Annotated in this window: 17 protein-coding genes; 12 read left to right on the top strand and 5 right to left on the bottom strand. The window is 69.8% G+C overall.

Going from position 1 to position 18,284, the window contains the following annotated elements; translation table 11 throughout:
• Positions 1-140 precede the first annotated feature (140 nt).
• The 3 genes from AB0C75_RS27760 to AB0C75_RS27750 form a co-directional block, all read right to left on the bottom strand.
• Positions 141-1,094, bottom strand: coding sequence for a hypothetical protein (locus tag AB0C75_RS27760; RefSeq protein WP_362894454.1), 954 nt, complete (start codon positions 1,092-1,094; stop codon positions 141-143).
• Between the two features lie 44 nt (positions 1,095-1,138).
• Positions 1,139-2,641: a DUF6801 domain-containing protein gene (locus AB0C75_RS27755; protein ID WP_362894453.1), complete on the bottom strand. Its 1,503-nt coding sequence runs from the start codon at positions 2,639-2,641 to the stop codon at positions 1,139-1,141.
• Between the two features lie 95 nt (positions 2,642-2,736).
• Positions 2,737-3,360 carry a hypothetical protein gene (locus AB0C75_RS27750; protein WP_362894452.1) on the bottom strand — a complete coding sequence of 208 codons (624 nt, stop codon included), beginning with the start codon at positions 3,358-3,360 and terminating at the stop codon, positions 2,737-2,739.
• Between the two features lie 536 nt (positions 3,361-3,896).
• On the opposite strand from AB0C75_RS27750, the gene AB0C75_RS27745 reads away from it, so the two are divergent.
• The 12 genes from AB0C75_RS27745 to AB0C75_RS27690 all read left to right on the top strand — a co-directional run bounded on the left by AB0C75_RS27745 (position 3,897) and on the right by AB0C75_RS27690 (position 16,927).
• Entirely contained in the window at positions 3,897-5,111 is a 1,215-nt protein-coding gene (locus AB0C75_RS27745) for a helix-turn-helix domain-containing protein (RefSeq protein WP_362894451.1), read from the top strand.
• A gap of 199 nt (positions 5,112-5,310) precedes the next feature.
• Complete coding sequence (locus AB0C75_RS27740) at positions 5,311-5,574, top strand: hypothetical protein (protein WP_362894450.1); 264 nt, start codon at positions 5,311-5,313, stop codon at positions 5,572-5,574.
• A 77-nt stretch (positions 5,575-5,651) separates the two neighbouring features.
• Positions 5,652-6,125: an SCP2 sterol-binding domain-containing protein gene (locus AB0C75_RS27735; protein ID WP_362894449.1), complete on the top strand. Its 474-nt coding sequence runs from the start codon at positions 5,652-5,654 to the stop codon at positions 6,123-6,125.
• Positions 6,126-6,129: 4 nt separating this feature from the next.
• On the top strand, positions 6,130-7,344 hold the full coding sequence (locus AB0C75_RS27730) for an acyl-CoA dehydrogenase family protein (protein WP_362894448.1): 1,215 nt from the start codon (positions 6,130-6,132) through the stop codon (positions 7,342-7,344).
• A 95-nt stretch (positions 7,345-7,439) separates the two neighbouring features.
• Entirely contained in the window at positions 7,440-7,961 is a 522-nt protein-coding gene (locus tag AB0C75_RS27725) for a hypothetical protein (RefSeq protein ID WP_362894447.1), read from the top strand.
• Between the two features lie 203 nt (positions 7,962-8,164).
• The gene (locus tag AB0C75_RS27720; RefSeq protein ID WP_362894446.1) at positions 8,165-8,338 is read left to right on the top strand and encodes a hypothetical protein; all 174 of its coding nucleotides are present in this window, start codon (positions 8,165-8,167) and stop codon (positions 8,336-8,338) included.
• 239 nt (positions 8,339-8,577) lie between these two features.
• Positions 8,578-9,399 (top strand): hypothetical protein, encoded by an 822-nt coding sequence (locus AB0C75_RS27715; protein ID WP_362894445.1) that lies wholly within the window; start codon positions 8,578-8,580, stop codon positions 9,397-9,399.
• A gap of 233 nt (positions 9,400-9,632) precedes the next feature.
• Positions 9,633-11,663, top strand: coding sequence for a hypothetical protein (locus AB0C75_RS27710; protein ID WP_362894444.1), 2,031 nt, complete (start codon positions 9,633-9,635; stop codon positions 11,661-11,663).
• Between the two features lies 1 nt (position 11,664).
• Positions 11,665-13,431 (top strand): hypothetical protein, encoded by a 1,767-nt coding sequence (locus AB0C75_RS27705; protein ID WP_362894443.1) that lies wholly within the window; start codon positions 11,665-11,667, stop codon positions 13,429-13,431.
• Positions 13,432-13,446: 15 nt separating this feature from the next.
• The gene (locus tag AB0C75_RS27700; RefSeq protein ID WP_362894442.1) at positions 13,447-14,124 is read left to right on the top strand and encodes a hypothetical protein; all 678 of its coding nucleotides are present in this window, start codon (positions 13,447-13,449) and stop codon (positions 14,122-14,124) included.
• 140 nt (positions 14,125-14,264) lie between these two features.
• Positions 14,265-15,290, top strand: coding sequence for a protein phosphatase 2C domain-containing protein (locus AB0C75_RS27695; protein ID WP_362894441.1), 1,026 nt, complete (start codon positions 14,265-14,267; stop codon positions 15,288-15,290).
• Complete coding sequence (locus AB0C75_RS27690; RefSeq protein ID WP_362894440.1) at positions 15,287-16,927, top strand: hypothetical protein; 1,641 nt, start codon at positions 15,287-15,289, stop codon at positions 16,925-16,927. Before AB0C75_RS27695 ends, AB0C75_RS27690 begins: the two co-directional genes overlap by 4 nt.
• A gap of 41 nt (positions 16,928-16,968) precedes the next feature.
• On the opposite strand, the gene AB0C75_RS27685 is transcribed toward AB0C75_RS27690, so the two are convergent.
• Entirely contained in the window at positions 16,969-17,667 is a 699-nt protein-coding gene (locus tag AB0C75_RS27685) for a Crp/Fnr family transcriptional regulator (RefSeq protein WP_362894439.1), read from the bottom strand.
• A gap of 9 nt (positions 17,668-17,676) precedes the next feature.
• Entirely contained in the window at positions 17,677-18,156 is a 480-nt protein-coding gene (locus AB0C75_RS27680; protein ID WP_362894438.1) for a Pycsar system effector family protein, read from the bottom strand.
• Positions 18,157-18,284: the final 128 nt, after the last annotated feature.

The raw sequence follows: 18,284 nt of genomic DNA, 5'->3' as shown, positions 1-18,284 counted from the left end.
GCGGGAATCGCAGGACATCGATCTCTGGATGGATCACTTGTCACCGAATGACAAACCCGTTCCCTGGCCTTGTCGGATTCTGCGCAATCTTCAGGGTGCGAAAGCCGGGACAGCCCTTGGAAGGTCCGGCGATCGGGGGCTCAGTTCGCCGCGGAGTGCCAGTACTCGGAGAGCACCTTGCCGGCGTTCGGGAGGACAAGACCGGGCGCGGTGAGGCCGCCGCTGTACGTCGAGGCGTTGTTCAGCACCAGGTTGTTGTTCCCCGCGGCTGACGGCAGTCCCGTCTTGAGGTTCACGGCCCAGCTCAGGCTGCCGAACGGACCACAGCCGGTGGCCTTGGGCACGGCGAAGGCGCTGTCGCCCTGGTCGTTCCCGGTGAGGGCGAATCTGAGCATCGCGCCGGTGGTGGCGCGCGTGCCGTCGGCGTCGAAGCGCTGCACTTCGACGGCCGGCGGCGTGGTGTTCTGCGGCCGCAGGACCACCGGATCGCTCTCGGATCCGATGTAGCACGTGGAGCCGAGGAGCGGGTTCTCCAGGCGTATGCGGATGGGCAGCTTCACGATCTGCTGACCGGTCACGAGTCCCGAGGTGAGGTTGAACTCGGTGGGGGTGCCCGCGGATTCCACGGTGGCCGTGACCTTGTTCAGCTTGGCATCGGTGATGCTGTCGCACAGATCGCTGATCACCGGGATGTCGTCGTCCGGGCACATCAGCCCCAGCAGCCCGCCGGGGATCTCGGTCGGCGCCCCGACCAGCGCGCCGCCGTCCGGCGGTACGACGGTGAACGTACCGGCGGCGGTGTCCTGGATGACACCGAACTGCATGTCGTTGCCCCCGGTCGTGGCCTCGGTGCTGCCCAGCTTGATCGAGCCGCTGGGCGAGTACGAGGACACACAGGTCGCGACCAGCACCTCGCCGTCCGCCGCGAGCATGGCGGGATCGTCGACGGGGCACCGCGAGAAGGGGGCCCAGTCACCGTTGAGCTCCGCCCTGGCCGTGGCCGCGGAGGCGGCGGGGCCGGTGCTGAGGGGGACGGCGACCATGGCGGCGGCCACGGCCAGACCTGCGTACCGTCTCTTCGGGACAGCTCTCATCGCATCCTCAATTCCTGTCCGATACTGGGGTTTTCCTTGGTCTTTCAGCGTTCCGCCGTCGGCACGTCGACGGGCTCGAGACTGGGCGTGCACTTGATCTGCGGCTTGGGCGGAAGCTCACGCTCGGGGACGCACACGGCTCCCTGCATCTGCTTCACATAGCCGGACTCCCCGGAGATGGAGGCGGTGAAGAGGTCATCGAGATCCTCACCGGCGCCGCACCCGTCGAACGGGGGAATCGTCGCCTGCCCCGTGAGGGGGCCTCCGGTCGTGAGCTGGTATCCGGAGAACCCCGTCGCCGTCTGGACCACTTCACCGCGCACGGCGAGGGGAAAGTAGTCGGCCGTACGGCAGTCGGGCCCGACGTCCAACGGCACGCCGTTCACTTTCACGTCATAGAGACGGAGGCTGAATTGCATGGAGATGGCCGTGTATCCGTGCTGCGGCGGGGGCGAGAGCACGAGATCGGAATGGATGTTCATTTCCGGGAGCCCGTCGTCGCCCACCGGGGGCGCCTTCTGGGTCATTTCCATTTTCGCGGTCGTCGGCATGAACCCGAAGGTCAGGAATGTCGCGGTGGACGGCGGGAGCTGCGGACGCCCCTCGTAGTCGACCACGACGCTCGAGTCCTGGTACAGGTGCAGTTGCCCGTCGGCGTCCCGCTCCGTGCGCTGGGGCCCTTGGGTGATCTGCGCGCAGGCGACCGGGAACTTCGATGCGCCGTTCAACTTGGTGACGTTCGCGTAGCCCGTGACGTAGGCGACCATGCTGCGGTAGTTGGTGGGGTCGCCCGCGCAGGGCGGAGCCTCGCCGGCCGCGGGCGCCTGTGCCCCCGGTTCGACCTGGGGTGCTGCCGCGTCACGCGGTTCCCCGCCGGCATCGGCGCCCTGCGCCGTCCGGGACGGCCACGGCTCGGTCTCCGGCGCTTCACCCTGGATGTCCACAGATCCCAGCTTCGGATCCTGCCCGTCCTGCGGGGTGCACACCAGTTCCGGAGCGGCCTCTGCGACGGGACTCCCGTCCTCCTTCGTACCGTTCAGCACAACGGCCAGCTTCGCCGCGGTGAAGGTCAGTTCGCCGGACCCCGAGGCCGTGACTTGAGGGACGTCTCCCGAGACGGCGAGTGCGAGATCCCCCTCCTCGGGCAGGGGGATCGCGTGTTCGGTCCTGCCGTTCCATTCGGCCTCGGCCGAGTGACCGTCCTGCGCCACGTCGACCGTCAGCCGCGTCTCCGCCTCGACACGTACGGCATCCGGCCCCGTCAGCTCGGCCGAGGCAGCCTCGGGCAGCACCAGTTCGGTGCCCACGGTGCCGAGCCGCACCGCCTCGCCCGTCCTGCCCTGCTCCGGGAAGGTGGCCGAGACCCGGGCCTTCACCGGTCGCTCCCCCGACGGGAAGTCACAGGTGTAGCCGAGCTCCACGTCGATGTCCCGGCTGCCGACGGACGCCTGGGCTCCGGGGATCATGCCGGCCATGAGGACCGCGGCCAGAACCGCCACGCTCCGTGCGGTGGGCCGTCCACGTCGCCCTTCCGGTACGCCGCGCATCGTCATCCTCCTGGTTCCCTTCCGTCGGGCGTGCGGGCCGTGCGGCGGGCTGCCCGTCGCACGGCCCGACCGGGGCGGCTGTGTCCGGGGCCGGGTCAGCTGCCGACGATGCCGTCCACGCCGTCCACGGCGTAGTCACCGGTGAACGACGGGTTCATGCCGTCCTCGACGAGACCCGCGCAGCCCGCCGTCGCGTCGGAGACGTTCAGCACGTGGTCGCCACCGGCCTCCACCGACAGCACGTCGGTGTCGTTGGTGTAGGTCGCGTTGACCTCGCCGCTGACCGTGAAGGTGCAGGAGAGCACGGTGACTTCCGCGCTGATGTTGTCGATGTAGCCGGTGGTCACGCCTGTCGCGTCGTCGTAGTCCACGGCCTGGATCCGCCACGGCGGGGAGGTGCTCGTGACGGGCGCCACGGGGCCGAGGATGCTGGTGCAGGGTGCGGCCGAGGTGCCGAAGTACGCCGATTCGATGTCGGCGACATGGCCCGGGTTGCCCGTCGCGCTGAACCCGGTACCACCGGCACCGGCCTCGGGACAGGTCATCGGGATGCCGCCGGCTTCGAGGACGGTGTTGGTCGACACGGCCGTGAACGGCGCGGGGTCGGGCGAGACGGTCCATGTGGTGGCCGGAGCGGCCATGGCCTGGGTGGTGCCGAGCACGAGAGCGGCGGACGCCACTCCCGTGGCGATGGCGATCTTTCTGAGGGTGTTGCGCACAGTGAGTTCCTCCGATTCGACAATGCGGGTGCACTGTTGCGGGAATTCGCGCGCCGAATCCTGCATAGACGCAGGGAGCGCGACGATGAACCGAGTGGTGTGGGGGACCGTGCTGCCGATTCAGCCACACACGTTCTGTGACAGGGCGTGACGTTACTTGCGGGAAACTTGGAGCACAATCCCGGAGTCGAAATTGCCCACCGGCATTCTTTTTCCTCATCCGGGGGTCACTAATCGACGCACCACACTTGTCACTTGGTGCGCAAAATTCACTGCCACGGACTCCGGAGGCCCTGCTCGCCGCCGCGATCTTCACCCCGCCGGCCGGGGCGGAACGCACGTGCGGAGCGCCGCGGCCCGCCTCCCGGAGATCCGGCGTCCGAAAATATTGTCCGGAAGTGAGCAATACCGCCCCCACCTGCACCGGAGCACCACAATGAAACTCCCATGTGTGCCCCTTGCATCTGAGTCCTGCTCAAGTGGTGGGCAGTTCGAGCGAGTTGGTCTACCTTCGTCGCCGAAGCAAGGGGGACAGCATGCCGAGACTCATACAGCCGCTGGACACCGGCGATCCGCTGGGGCCGCTCCCGCAGGAGTTCGCCGCGATCATGCGCCCCGAACTGCCCAGCCTGATCAAAGAGATCGGCATGGAAGTCACACGCGCCTATCCCGAGTACGCGCGGCTGCTGAACGGCCCCAACGGCCAGACCATCCGGGTCGGCGTCGAACAGAGCCTGTCCTCCTTCGTCGACCTGGTCGCCGAGCCGACCACGTCGACGACGCTCCGCGACGACATGTGCCGAAGATTCGGGCGCTTCGAGGCGTACGAGGGGCGCGGTATGGACACGCTCCAGGGCGCCTACCGGCTGGGCGCGCGCGTCGCCCTGCGCCGGGCGAAGAAGGTCGGCCGGAGCTACAACTTCTCACCGACCCTGATGCTCAGCTTCGCCGACGCGCTGTTCGCCTACGTCGACGAGCTGGAGTCGCTGTCCCGCGAGGGCTATGTGGAGGTGCAGGACCGGTCCGACCAGCAGAGCGAGGCCATGCGCCGCCGGCTCCTGCACCTGATCCTGTCCGGCCGTCCGGTGCCGAGCACCGCGATCTCGGAGCTGTGCGAGCAGACCGGCTGGGCGCTGCCCGAACAGGTGACGCTGATCGCCGTACGCGCGCCCGCCGTCGTGGACCCCGCCGACCTCGCCCGTGACGTACTGGCCGACCTGGGCGGACCACAGCCGCACATGCTGGTGCCGGGGCCACTGGACGACGCACGACGGCAGATGCTGGAGCGCGCGCTGACCGGCACCCGCGCGGTCGTCGGACTGACCGTGCCGACGCCGCTCGCCGCCGACTCGGTCCGCTGGGCCCGCCGGGTCGTCGAACTCGTCGACGCGGGAGTCGTCGACGACGCGCCCGTCATCCTCTGCGAGGACCACCTCGTCACACTGTGGCTGCTCTCCGACCCCGCCCTCCTGGACCAGCTCGCCGAGCGTGAACTGGCCGCCGTCTCCGGCATCAGCACCGCACGGCGCGAGCGGCTGATCGAGACCCTGCGCATCTGGCTGGACACCCGCGGGACGGCCGCCCGGATGGGCGAGCTGCTGGACGTCCATCCCCAGACGGTCCGCTACCGGATGCGCAGCCTGGAGGCCATCTTCGGCGATCAGCTCACGGACCCCGAGAGCCGCTTCTCGACCGAGGCCGTGCTGCGCGCCGCGCGGCTGCGGGCCCGCGGCGGCCAGTCGCTGAACTGATCGCGCATCACATCAGCCCGCACCGAGTCAACTTACCTCCAGGTAACGCGAAATAGACGGTCAGTCCCAAACGGTTGCGACACGGAGACGTTCTCAACGAGAAACCCGGAACTGCGTCCCGTTACATAGGGAGGAGCGGTGGCCCATCGGCCGTCGCCGAGCACCACCTCCTGGCCAACCATCCGAGAGGGAACCCCCCATGACCGCTTCGCACCTCCTTGTCCCCGTGCCGATCCCGGACCGGGTCGCCGCGCTGATCGGGTCCTGCACCCCGCCGCACATCCTTCAGGCGGAGTTCGATGCCGACTGCGCCGCCCGCGAGGTGCGCAGGTTCCGCGGACCGAGGCTCGGCATCGAGGACCAGGCCGACCGCGAGCAGGCCCTGTCCGAGCTCGCCTGGGCCAACAAGGTGCTGTCCGCCCATCATCCGCGACTCGCGGTGCACCCCGACGGCAGCTGGTGACGCCTGCTTCCTTGCGCCACGGCGACGACCGCCCTACCTTACCCAGAAGTAAGTTTACTCTGGAGTAAGGATCTGGCGTGGCCGACAACAGCAGCGGCAACCTCACCGACGAACTGTCCGGGCTCGACTTCGCGGCCGTCTCCCCCGCGGAGTTCGCACGGATCGTCAAGGGCCTGTCGGCCAAGCAGCTCGGCGAGGTCATGCACGGTGACCTGCGCACCCGGGTGCTGGGCGAGGTCTTCGGCCGGATGCGGCAGCAGTTCCGCCCGGAAGCGGCCGGCGGGCTGAAGGCCCTGATCCGCTGGAAGATCACCGGTGAGTGCGAGGAGGTCTACGAGACCTCCATAGCCGACGGCACCTGCACGGTGCGCCAGGGCCGCTCCGACGCCGAGCCCCGCACGACGCTGGTGATGGGCGACGCCGAGTTCCTCAAGCTGGTCTCGGGCAACGGCAATCCCGTGACGATGTTCATGATGCGCAAGCTGAAGGTCGCCGGCGACGTCGGCCTGGCCTCGGGCCTGACCCGCTACTTCGACATCCCGAAGGCCTGAGCCCATGAGCTACTTCTCCCTCGCCCTGACCGAGGAACAGCAGGATCTGCGCAACTGGGTGCACGGCTTCGCCGCCCAGGTGGTACGCCCCGCGGCCGCCGAGTGGGACGAGCGCGAAGAGACACCGTGGCCGGTCATCCAGGAGGCCGCGAAGATCGGCCTGTACGGGTTCGAGTCGCTCGCCGACATGTACGGGGACCCCAGCGGGCTCTCCCTCCAGATCGCCAACGAGGAGCTCTTCTGGGGCGATGCCGGGATCGGCATGGCGCTGTTCGGCACCTCGCTCGCGGTCGCCGGGATCTTCGCCTCCGGAACCCCCGACCAGCTGGCCGAGTGGGTCCCCCAGTGCTACGGCGACGAGGACGACCCCAAGGTCGCGGCGTTCTGCGTCTCCGAACCGCAGGCCGGGTCCGATGTCTCCGCGATGGCCACCAAGGCCCGTTACGACGAGGCCAAGGACGAGTGGGTGCTCTCCGGCCAGAAGGCGTGGATCACCAACGGCGGGATCGCCGAGATCCATGTGGTCGTCGCCTCGGTCGACCCCTCGCTGGGCGCGCGCGGACAGGCCGCGTTCATCGTCCCGCCCGGCACACCAGGTCTGGCGGCGAGCCGCACCATCAAGAAGCTCGGCCTGCGCGCCTCGCACACGGCGGACGTCTTCCTCGACGACGTACGCGTACCCGGGCACTGCCTGCTGGGCGGAAAGGGGAAACTGGACGCGCGGCTCGCCCGTGCCCGTGAGGGCGGCGCCGGCAAGGGCCAGGCGGCCATGGCGACCTTCGAGGTCAGCCGCCCCACCGTGGGCGCGCAGGCCCTGGGCATCGCGCGCGCCGCGTACGAGTACGCACTGGAGTACGCCGGACAGCGCGAGGCGTTCGGCCGGCCGGTCATCGAGAACCAGTCGATCGCGTTCGCCCTCGCCGACATCCGTACCGAGATCGAGGCCGTACGCCTGCTGATCTGGCAGGCGGCCTGGATGGCCCGCAACGACCGGACCTTCGACGCCGGACAGGGCTCCATGTCGAAGCTGCGTGCGGGCGAACTCGCCGTCTCCGCGACGGAGAAGGCGGTCCAGATCCTCGGCGGAGCCGGGTACAGCAGGGAACACCCGGTGGAGCGGATGTACCGCGACGCCAAGATCTACACCATCTTCGAGGGTACGAGCGAGATCCAGCGGCTGGTCATCGCCCGGGCCATCTCGGGGCGTCACATCCGCTGACAGCGGGCGCCGGACACGGCACGATCGTGCGGTGCGGCGGGCCGTGCGGGGAGGCGGGTCCGCCGTGCCGCTCCCGCCTCCCCGACGGAGGTCCCATGCGACGCGCGTTCCTTGCCGCAACCGCTCTCGTAGCCCTGGCCCTGACGACGTCCCCCGCACATGCGTCGTCGGGGTCCGGGTCCTGGCCCGGAGGATGGGAGCCGGCGCCGACTCCCCCGTACGACATGCCGGCCGGCGCCCGCTGCGATGTCCCCGTCCACACCGAGCCCGTGGTGGACGAGGTGGTGCAGCGGGTCCTGGACCGGCGGGCGGACGGCACTCCCTCCCGGGTCGCCTACCGCGGAGACCTCGTCGTCCGCGTCACCGACACGGACACCGGCTCCTTCCACGACGCGGATGTCAGCGGCAGCGCCGTCGTCGACTACCACGCGGACGGCTCGCAGAAGTGGTACGTCGTCGGCCCCGTGCTGGCGGGCGTCGGCGAGAACGCCGGGAACCTGGCGCGGGGTCTCTACGTGCTGGACGGCGTGTACACCATGGACATCAGCGCCACCGGCTACAAGACGGTGCACCTGGTCCACGGGTCCGCCGACGACCTCTGCGCACGGATCGGCTGAGCCTGCCGCACCCCCTGCCCGGTAGCACCTCCACATCGGCTCCCGCCGATCGGCAGGAGAACGTCCAAGGGGTCGGAAGCACTCCCGGGTGAGCTGTCCGACGGCGCCGGGGCCGGCCTGTTGCCGGGCCCGGCCCCGTACGGCTTTCGCCCGGCTTCAACCCGGGAGGAGCTGTTCCCGGCCCGCCCCCGTAGAGTCGTCCTATGCCGATATCCTCCGCGGAGCCTGCGCCGGCCCGTTCGCTCACCGAGCTGAACGCGGCGATCCGCGCGCTCGTGCACGGTGGCCTGGGCTCCCCCGAGGCACGCCGGGAGTACGAGCGGCTCCTCGTCGAGTGGGCGACCGCGGTGCGGACGGACATGAAGGACGCCGCATAGGGCATGGAGCAGGTGTCAGGAGAAGGCCGGTGACTCCGCCGGTCCCCTGATGACCGCCGGGTTCCGTGTGGACTGTGCTTCCACAGCCTCTCGAATCGGTCCGGCCCCGGCGTCGCCGTCCAACAGCGCGCGCCGGATTCTCCTTGTGTGTCAAGTGGCGTAGACCGGGGGTCGTCCATGTCATACAACTGAGGCCAGTGATTGAGCCGTTGCCGTTGAGAGCCCGTAGGGGGAGCGCCATGTCCGGTGAGGCCACGCACTGCTGCATAGTGGTGCTGGACATCGAGAACTTCAGTTCCCGGTCCGATCCGATCCAACGTTCCCTGCGTGCCGGGATGTACGAGGTGCTCGGTGAAGCGCTCCGGCTGGCCGGGCTGTCGGCCGATGATGTGGTCACCGAGGACCGTGGCGACGGTGTCCTGATGATCGTCCCCGCGGCCATCTCCCCGATTGTCCTGGCCGGACCGCTCGTACGCGCCCTCGACGACGAACTCCGGCAGAAGGCCGCCGTCTACAGCGTCGCCCACGCGATGCGGTTCCGGGTCGCTCTACACCAGGGGCTCGCCGCACGGGACGGTGAGGGATGGTCCGGTGATGCGGTCAACACCGCTTGCCGACTGGTGGACGCGGGTCCGTTACGCGAGGTCCTGGCCGCCGCCTCCTCGTCGCGGATGGTGTTCGTCGTGTCCGACGAGATCTACCGGGCCGTCGTCCGGCACGGGCACCGCTCCATCGACCCGGCCGCCTACCTGCCCATGCCCTTCCGGACCAAACACGGCGAGCTCATAGAGAGTTGGGTGACCGTCCCCGGATCGCCGGCGCCCCCGGGGCTCCCGGCCGCCTCACCCGCTCAGGACGGACAGGTGCGGCCCGCCGGGCCGTCCGGGGACGGTGGAGCCGCGCCCGGTGACGTCCACACCGACACGGGCGGGCCGGGGCGGGCAGGGGGTGGCCGCCGTCCTGCGAACGGAGGCGGCATCAGCGTCGAGACCGTCCACGGAGACGTGTTCCAGGGCGACAAGACCGTCAACGTCAACACGACGGGGCCGGTCCGGCCATGACCACGCCGACGGGGGGAGCCCCGGCCGGGGGTGCCGTGGGAGCGGCACCCCCAGCCGGTACGGGGGGCGGGCCGGGCGGGGCGGCGGGCAACGCCGCTGCGCCGTCCGGCCCGGCACAGCCACCAGGTCCGGGTGCTGGTACACCGGCCCAGCCCCCGGCCGGCGGGGCCGGAGCCCCGGGCGAACCGCCCCGGTCCGGCCCGGGTGCCGAGTCCTTCGAGGCGACGGGCCGCATGGGAGAGGGGTCCTTGCGCCACGACCGGGTGCGCAACGCCTTCGCCAACGTCGAGGGCGATGTCGTCGGTGGCGACAAGTACGTTCTGGTCCTCGGTGGTGCCCAACGGCGCCTGCGGACCATCTCCCCGCTCATGGACGAGCGGGTGCGTTTCGCCTACCAGGAGCCCCCTGGCCTGCCTGCCGCTCGCGAGGCACTGGCGGACAGGCACCTGCTGATCCTCCGCGGCGCTCCCGGCTACGGGAAGACGGCCATGGCCGTGCGCCTGCTCCAGGGCATGGGGGCCACCACCAAGTATCACCTGGACAGTGACGTCGACTTCGGCTCCCTCGCCGATCTCCTGGAGCGGGGCACGGACTCCATCGAGCGCGGTGCGGCCTTCCTGCTCAATCAGCCGTCCGCCATCGCCGGGCTGCGCGGAGAGGCGTACGAGAAGGTCCAGGGCGCACTGGCCGTGGCGGGCGCCTGGCTGGTCATGACCGTCTCCAGCACCGAGGTTGCGGACAGCGAGTTACTGACGGCCGTAGTCGACGTCACCGAGGCGCCTGACCAGCGTGGCGTCGTCTCCGCACATCTGCGCTGGCGACTGGGCGACGCCGTTCGTGACCGTCTGCTCGCCGACGCCGACATCGGGACGTTGCTGGACGAACTGCTCGACGGCGACCCCGCGTGCAAAATGGCTGCCGATCTGGCGTCCGCGATCGTGGAGGAGTGGGACACCGGTCGGCTGGATCCCGAGAACATCAAGAAACGCCGTGCCCGGCAGGCCGACGAGGATTTCGACATCTGGGTGGAGAGTCTGCGGGAGCCCGCGGTCCGGAGCCTGGCTCTGGCGCTCGCCGTCTTCAACGGCCTCCCCCAGGAGTACATAGCCACTGCGGCCAGGTCCCTTCGCGAGAGGCTGGAGGGCGACCGCCCACAGGTGCTGATGGCCGGCCCCGACGGTGACCTGCCGCGCGCCAAGAACCCCTTCGCCGCACCGCGCCGCACCCAGCTGACCCGGCTGCGCGCCCGGGACACGGCGAAGAAGGACGGCGAGCCGGGCCGCGCGCTGGAGTACAAGGACCCCTCGTACCCACGACGGGTGATCCGGCACGCCTGGACCCAGTACGAGATCCAGGGGGAACTGCTCGGCTGGCTTTCCGACCTCGTCGTGGACCTGGCGGAAGAGGTGCGGGTCTACGCGGCCGTGGCTCTGGGGGTGATCACGGCCGAGTCCTACACCTACCTCTGCGACCAGCTCCTCCACGATTGGGCGGGGAGTGAGAACTGGCTGTACCGCGACGCCGCCGCCTATGCGCTGCGGGTCGCCTCACGCGACCCCTGGATCGAGGAGAAGACCGACGAACTGGTGCAGGGCTGGTTCGCCGACCGCAGTCTGCCGTTCGCACAGGCGACGGCGGCACGGGTGTACGGCATGCGAAAGGACGCCGCGCCTGCCGTCTCGGCGCTGGTTCGTCTCGCCGTCGTCGACCACGCGGCCGTGGCCGTGGCCATCGGCCGCAGCCTGACCGATCTGCTCGCACGTAAACAGGACCCGGAGGACCGGGTGGACCCGGTGGCCACGACGGGCACGGTGCTCCACATTCTCCACGAGCGGTCCGCCGACCACCGGAGCAGGCCGACGGCCCTGGTCTCGTTCCTGATCGTCGCGGCCCAGGTGGTCGTGGACAAGGCCGAGTGGCAGACCGGCGGCGAAGTGGAGCAGTGGCCCGCCCTCCTCTATCTGGCCCACCACAACGAGGAGTTGCGCGCACCGTTCATCGCCCTGTGGCGTGAGTCCCTCAACCAGGCAGACTTCGGTGAGGAGGCGCAGCAGGTGCTGCGCAACTGGGCCGCGCTCGTCGAACGCGACGGGCTCCTGCGGGAGATGTTCCGGCTGATGGTGGGCGCGATGGCGTACAGGGATCCGCGGACGGGCCGGATCCTGCGACGGTGTGCGGCCGACTGGGTCGACCGGGACGAGCTGGCACCACTGCCCCTGGCCTCCGCCGTCGTCCATGCGCAGCTCGACCTGGAAGGGGTGTGACATGTCAGTCTCACTGATCCTGAACAACAAGCCGGTGCCTCGTTCACAGCTCGCCACCCTGCCCGGCCTGCCCCCGAACTTCGCGGTCGTCTATGCGTTGAAGACGGGTGGATGGGAGATCGAGTCGCCCAGGCATCTGACGGTCACCGGACGGCTGCAGAACAGGTACAAGCTCTGCTACGTCGTGGACCTGGGTGACCACCGGCGCACGGCCAAACTCACCAGGACTCCGCTGACCTGCAAGGATCAGGCACACCGATTCGAAGCGACCATCGACGTCGGATTCCGGGTTCACGACCCGGTGGCGGTGGTGCGGGGCAATCTCCCCGATGTGCTGAGCGCCGTCTATCCATATCTGATCAGCAAGATCCGGCCGCTTGCGGCGCGGTTCGCGATCGACGAGGCGTTCGAGGCGCAGGCCAGGATCAACGGCGCTCTGGTGCTGCCCATGCCGCTCTCCGAGGGCATGACGCTCTACTACTGCGATGTGCAGCTGGAACCCGACGAGGCTGCGCGGGATTTCATCCGCAGCCGCACCAAGGCGGGCCGAGCCTCGGAGATGGGCCGGCTGCGTCACCACGCGGCCCTTGGGAGCACTCGTCATCAGGAGGCGGTCAAGGACATCGAGCAGGACGCCCGGATAGCCCGGGACAAGCGGGAGCGCGCCGCTCTGTCCTCCGTACGGTTCGACTTCCACGGCCTCGTCCTGGAGCACCTGGCGAAACATCCGGAGGACACCGAGAAGTCCATGGAACTGCTGTTGCGCTGGGAGGAGGGACGGCAGACACAGGCCCTGGACCAGGAGCAGCGCCATGTCGAGATGGTCCGGTACATGATCGACAAGGGCATCGTGCGGGAGGTGGACGTGCCCGGCCTGCGGGACGGCGTGCTCGGGTCGTCGGCCGTCGCCCTCGGCGGGATGCTCCCGCCGGGAACCGGGGAGTCCGCGCAGCCGGCGCCGACGGCGGCGCACGTGATCCCGCCGTCGTCGGCGCAGCCTGCGGGCCCGTCTTCCACACCCTCGCAGCCGGCCCCTCCATGGGGCGGTACGCCTCCCGACAGCACACAGGTGCCGGGCAACGCTCAGTCCGCCGCGCCGTCGGACGGCCCGGCGGTGGCCGGCCTGGCGCCGGTCTACGTGGTGCTGGACACCTCGTCGGCCACGGCCGGCTGTATCACCGAACTCCGTGACGCACTGCGTTCGTTGCAGACCGTACTCGCCAACAGCCCCGATGTGACTTCGGCCGTGCGGCTGTCCGTGCTGACCTTCTCCGGCACTGCCGATGTCCGGCTGCCGCTGACCCAGGTCTCGTGGCAGACCGGCGTCCCCGATCTCCAGACCGGGGACGCCTGCCGGTACGCACCCGTTTTCCGCAGTCTGCTGGAGCTCCTGCCCCTGGAGACGGAACGGCTCAAGCAGCAGGCTCGGGTCAAGCGCCCCACCGTCTTCTTCCTCGCCGTGGGCGATCCGGAGGACGGCGGCGAGTGGCAGGCCGCACGGGAGGAGCTGATGCGGCACCGCTACCGGCCCAACATCGTCGCCTGCGGTATCGGCACGACCGACCGGCGGACGGTCGCACGGATCGCCAGCCCCGCCGAGTTCGCTGTAGCGGCGAGCCCGGAGGCGGGCCTCGCCGAGTCGGTGGCGCAGTTCTCGGTGCTGGTCCAGAACACCGTGCTCCGCCTGGGGCGTAGCGCGGTCGCGGGCTCTTCCGGGATCGACCTGGAACGCCCCCAGGGGCTACGGCCCATCGAAGATGTCGAGTAGAGAGACCCAGACGAAATGTCCGAAAATCAGGGGCAGTTACTGCCGGTGTACGTCCTTGCGGACGAGTCCGGCTCCATGCATCCGTATGTCGGTGACCTCAACGCCGGACTCGCCTCGCTCCACCGGTCCCTGCTCGGGGAGCCGATGGCCGCGGCGAAGGTCCGGTTCTCCGTGCTGGGGTTCGCCAACAGCGTGACCGAGCGGCTGATACTCGCCGATCTTCGGGCGGAGAACGCACTACCCCGCCTGTCGGCGAGCGGCGGTACGAGTTACGAGGCGGCCTTCGACTCACTGCTGCGCCGGATTCCGCAGGATGTGGACACGCTCAAGGGCCAGGGTTACCGCGTGCACCGGCCTGCGGTGTTCTTCCTCAGCGACGGCCAGCCCAACTTCGGTGATGCGTGGCGGGACAAGCACCGTGAGCTCACCGACCGCTCGGTGACCACTGCGGCACCCAACATCATCGCGTGTGGCATCGGACAGGCTGAGGCCGAGACGATGGTGAGCGTCGCCACACACTCCGACTTCGCCTTCATCTCCGTACCGGGGGCCCAACTTGGCGCTTCCATCGCCGGCTTCTTCACCGCGCTGACCAAGAGTGTGGTGGAGTCCGGCAACGCGATGGCGTCAGGACGTCCCGAGCTGGTGGTGGAGCGGCCGGAAGGCTTCCGGCTCGCGATTGACGAGGTGTGAGCGTGGCACGATTCCTCGGGCGTCGACGGGAGGACGAGGAGGAGGGGCCCCCGGGCTCTGCCGGGCCGTCAGGTGCACCTGTGCTTCCGGGACAGGACCGGACACCGGACGATCGGGATCCGGCGGGCCGGGAACAGCGGGTGCCGTCGTCACCGCCGCAGCGGCGGCAGGCCCGGGGTGCCTCCGTAGCCGCCCAGGAGACGCGGGAGCCCCGGCTCCCGGGGGCGCGGACTCCGGCCTGGTCACGTTTCATCCTGGGCCGGCCGGCTGCCCGGTTCGAGCCGAAGCCGCCTCCGGCGGACCCCTACCGCCCCGACACCCTGTTCGACGGCTGGTCCACACCGGGGCTCACCGTCCGGCTCGCTTCCGTACGCGGTGACGCGCACCGCTTCGGTGGGCAGCCGCGCCAGGACGACATCGTGGTGGCGCCGCACGAGTCGACCGGATCAGTGGTGTTCGCGGTGGCTGACGGGGTCTCGTCAGCCCCCCAGTCGCACGTGGGCGCGGCACTTGCCTGCCGTACCGCCGTCGCCGACGTGCTGCAACAACTCGACGAGGAACGGCCTCAGGTCGACTGGAAGCGGACCGTTGCCGCGGCGGCGTACCAGCTCTTCATGCGGGTGACCCGCGGCTCGGAGCCGACCCCCGAACAGCAGCGCGAGGCCCAGGTCCTGCTGGCCACGACCCTGGTGACGGGCGTCGTACGACTGACCGTGGACGGCCGGCTCGAGGTCAATCTGGTGCATGTGGGGGACAGCGGCGCCTGGATGCTCCACAAGGACCGCTTTCATCCCCTGGTGGGCGGCAAGGAAAAGCGTGCGGACGGGATCTTCTCCTCCGCCGTGTCCGCGCTGCCGTGGCTTCCGCCACAGATCGAAGGGACCTGGTACACGTTCCCGGAGGACGGAGTGCTGCTGATCGGGACGGACGGGTTCGGTGATCCGCTGGGTGACGGCACGGGGAGGATCGGAGCACTGATGGCGTACGAGTTGGGCCGCCCGCCGCGAGAGCCCCAGGCCGTCGCGCAGCTCCTCGACTTCTCGCGCGAGACGTTCGACGACGACCGGACGCTGCTCGCCATCTGGCCACGTCACCGGCTCGACGAGAGCGGCAGCCCGGGAGCCGCGACCGCCTGGCCTGACGAAGCCGGCGGGGCAGTGAGATGACCGGGGCCGATCCGCAGGCCATGGACGTCGGCCGCGTGGCGAAGGGGAAGAAGTTCAACGCCGGCGGGCAGGGCTCGGTATGGGCGGTCGAGGGCCGGACCATCAACGGGTGCTGGCCGGTGGCCTACAAGGAATACCACGCCAGGATGCGGCCCGATCTGAAGGCGGACGTCCTCTCCGAGATGGTCGGCTTCGTTCCGTCCCTGCCACGCGGCGTCGGCCGGTGGCTGGCCGGGTGCACCGCCTGGCCGGCCGTGCTGGTGACGGACTCCGCCGGGGTGAGCGGCTTCCTGATGCGGCAGATCCCCGAGCGGTTCTTCCGCCGGTTCGCCTTCGATCCGGACAAACCGCAGCCCGCCGGCTTCCAGTACCTGCTGAATCCCCCGGCCTACTTCGTGCGGGCGGGCTTCGACATCACGCCGCGTCAGCGGTTCGAGCTGCTTCTGGATCTTGCCGGCACGCTGGTGCGACTGCATTCCCTCGGTGTCGTCGTGGGCGACGTGTCACCGAACAACGTGCTCTTCTGTCTCGACGGAACCGCCAGTTGCTTCCTCATCGACTGTGACGCGATGTCGCTGCACGGCAAGTGGGCGCTCCCAGCCGTGGAAACGCCCAACTGGGCCCTGCCGTCGGGCGAGCGGATGGGCGCCACGACGGGCGACACGTACAAGTTCGCGCTGCTCGCGGCCCGGCTCTTCGCGGGAGAGCAGGACGGCCGGGACGTGACACTGCTACGGGCCGCGGACCAGGCAGTGGGACGGCTCGCCGAGCAGAGTCTGTCCGACGATCCCGCCAGGCGGCCGGTGATGGAGCAGTGGCTGGGCGTACTGGCCGCTGCGGTCACCACCGCGCCTGCGACGCTGCCCCGGCCCCCCTTCGGGCCGTCGGCGGGCACGGCTCCGGCGTCGTCGAACGCCGGGCAGCCGCAACAGCCACCGTCTCCCGTGCCCAACACCCCTCCTCCGGTGCCTCCCGGCGCCACCACGAGGACCGCTGTGCCCAGAACCGGTAAGTCAAAGGCCGGGCGGCGGTTCACCGCGCTGGTACTGATCGTCCTGGCCGTCGTCTACGGTCCGGATCTCTACGACACGTGGAAGCAGGAGAGCCGGTCCGCCGACTCCGGTAGCACCGGCCTCTCGGAAGACAGCCTCGGATCCAGCAGCCCGGACCCGTCCGCCGAAGAGACCGAGGGCGATCAGCTCCGGTCCCTGGGCGGCCTGCTGGAACGCAACGAGGGCAACCGCGGCGATGTGGGCGAGGCGGTGAGCCGCATGACCACCTGTCCGGGCAGCTCCGGACTCCGCGAGGTCAAGGAGGTGTTCGAGGACGCTGCCACCGAGCGGGACGAGCTCGTGCGGGATCTGAAGGGCTTGGATCCCGACCTGCTGTCCTCCTCCATGACCGCGGACCTCCGATCCGGCTGGCAGGCGTCGGCCGACGCCGACCGCGCCTATGCGCTGTTGGCCGAGGAGGCGATGGGCGGGTGCACGTCCCAGGCCGTGATGTCCTCGTCGCACTGGCAGGACGCCTCCCGCGCCAGCACGCGCGCGACACGCGCGAAGAAGGATTTCGTGGCCGCCTGGAACCCGTTGGCCGAACAGCACGGACTGGCCACGTTGTCCTGGGACGAGGTGTGATCGCATGCCCGGCCTGCCCGCCAGGAGCCGGACGAAGCACCTCAACGCCCTGAGACGCTCAGCCGTTTCAGCTCGTCCGGCCGGTCGATGGTCAGTCTGTTGCGCCCTGTCGTCACCCAGCCGTGCCCACGCCACTGTTCGAGGACGCGGCTGACCGTCCGCCGCGAGCTGAGGACGAGACCGGCGAAGTCGTCCTGGGACAGTGGCAGAGCTATGAGAACCGCTCCGTTGCCCTCCGGGCGCCCGTACTCCGCGCCGAGCTCCAGCAGCAGTGTTGCCAGCCGGGACTGGACGGCTTCCGAACCGGCGGCTGCCCGATGGCCGTCCGACTCACGCAGGCGCGCGGAGAGCACCTGCTGGAGCGCGAGCGCGATGGCGGGCGCGGACCTGGCGACTTCACGGAACGCTGACGAGGGAATCATCAGGGCCTCGACCCGGGTGAGCGAGGTGAGTGTGGCGGAGCGGGGCCCGCCGTCCAGTGCGGCCTGCTCGCCCAGCAGGTCCCCGGCTCTGCGGATGGCGAGTACAGCCTGGTAGCCCGCGGCGGAATTGGCGGCGACCTTGGCGCAGCCGCGCCGTATGACGAGAAGGTGATCGGTGAGGTCGTACTGCCGCAGCAGGGTTTCCTTGGGCGGAAAGGCCACCATGGTCCCGACCGCGCGCAGTCGGGCCCTGGCGTCGTCGTCGAGCAACGACCAGAAGGGCATCCGGTGCGTGTGGTGGAGGGGCGCCCTGTCCACAGCGGCCGTTCAGGCGAACGCGATGACGACGGCCACCAGCAGACTGCCGGCGACGGCCAGCACCAGCGACTGCTGGACCCGCCTGTGCTTCGTCCAGGCGATCGCGCTCATCACGACGAGCTGTCTGCTGAGGGTGGGCAGGGCGTCCGTGTCGGCGAGCCGCCGCGCGAGGTCGTCGGGGGCCCAATGGCGCAGATGGCCGTAGAAGAGGAACTCGTCCGGGCCGGGGCCTGGCGTGCGGCCTTCACCGTTGTGGCGCGGCAGGACGACGAGTACGGCGAGGATCGCCGAGAGACCGATGAGGACTACACCCGACCAGAGGACGACCTCCGCGAAACCGGCCACGCGCCCGAGCGCGCGGCCACTGCCCGACAGCGCGGCGATGCCTGCGAGCACCGCGGACTCCATGGCCAGGGCGAAGGACGCCTTGGCATCGACCGTGCGGGTCGAATCATGGAGCGCGGCATGGATCTGCCAGGCCGTCTTCACCGCGCGAGCCTGAGACTCTTCCTGCGACACTGAGGCAACCCCCGTTTTCGATGCCCTCGCCACTATAGCTTCGGGACGGACCGCGGCGGCGCCCTCTCGACGGCCCCAACCGCCCCCGTACGGAACGG

Origin of the sequence: Streptomyces sp. NPDC048565 (assembly GCF_040650935.1) — a bacterium.
Taxonomy (GTDB): domain Bacteria; phylum Actinomycetota; class Actinomycetes; order Streptomycetales; family Streptomycetaceae; genus Streptomyces.
Note: the sequence above shows the minus strand (reverse complement) of the source record. Positions and strands in the feature narration are given on the sequence as shown.

Coding starts and splice junctions, on each gene's coding strand:
- AB0C75_RS27720 (WP_362894446.1), top strand. CDS start 8,165: ATGCCGATATCCTCCGCGGAGCCTGCGCCGGCCCGTTCGCTCACCGAG.
- AB0C75_RS27705 (WP_362894443.1), top strand. CDS start 11,665: ATGTCAGTCTCACTGATCCTGAACAACAAGCCGGTGCCTCGTTCACAG.
- AB0C75_RS27725 (WP_362894447.1), top strand. CDS start 7,440: ATGCGACGCGCGTTCCTTGCCGCAACCGCTCTCGTAGCCCTGGCCCTG.
- AB0C75_RS27745 (WP_362894451.1), top strand. CDS start 3,897: ATGCCGAGACTCATACAGCCGCTGGACACCGGCGATCCGCTGGGGCCG.
- AB0C75_RS27690 (WP_362894440.1), top strand. CDS start 15,287: ATGACCGGGGCCGATCCGCAGGCCATGGACGTCGGCCGCGTGGCGAAG.
- AB0C75_RS27760 (WP_362894454.1), bottom strand. CDS start 1,094: ATGAGAGCTGTCCCGAAGAGACGGTACGCAGGTCTGGCCGTGGCCGCC.
- AB0C75_RS27730 (WP_362894448.1), top strand. CDS start 6,130: ATGAGCTACTTCTCCCTCGCCCTGACCGAGGAACAGCAGGATCTGCGC.
- AB0C75_RS27700 (WP_362894442.1), top strand. CDS start 13,447: ATGTCCGAAAATCAGGGGCAGTTACTGCCGGTGTACGTCCTTGCGGAC.
- AB0C75_RS27710 (WP_362894444.1), top strand. CDS start 9,633: ATGGGAGAGGGGTCCTTGCGCCACGACCGGGTGCGCAACGCCTTCGCC.
- AB0C75_RS27755 (WP_362894453.1), bottom strand. CDS start 2,641: ATGCGCGGCGTACCGGAAGGGCGACGTGGACGGCCCACCGCACGGAGC.
- AB0C75_RS27740 (WP_362894450.1), top strand. CDS start 5,311: ATGACCGCTTCGCACCTCCTTGTCCCCGTGCCGATCCCGGACCGGGTC.
- AB0C75_RS27715 (WP_362894445.1), top strand. CDS start 8,578: ATGTCCGGTGAGGCCACGCACTGCTGCATAGTGGTGCTGGACATCGAG.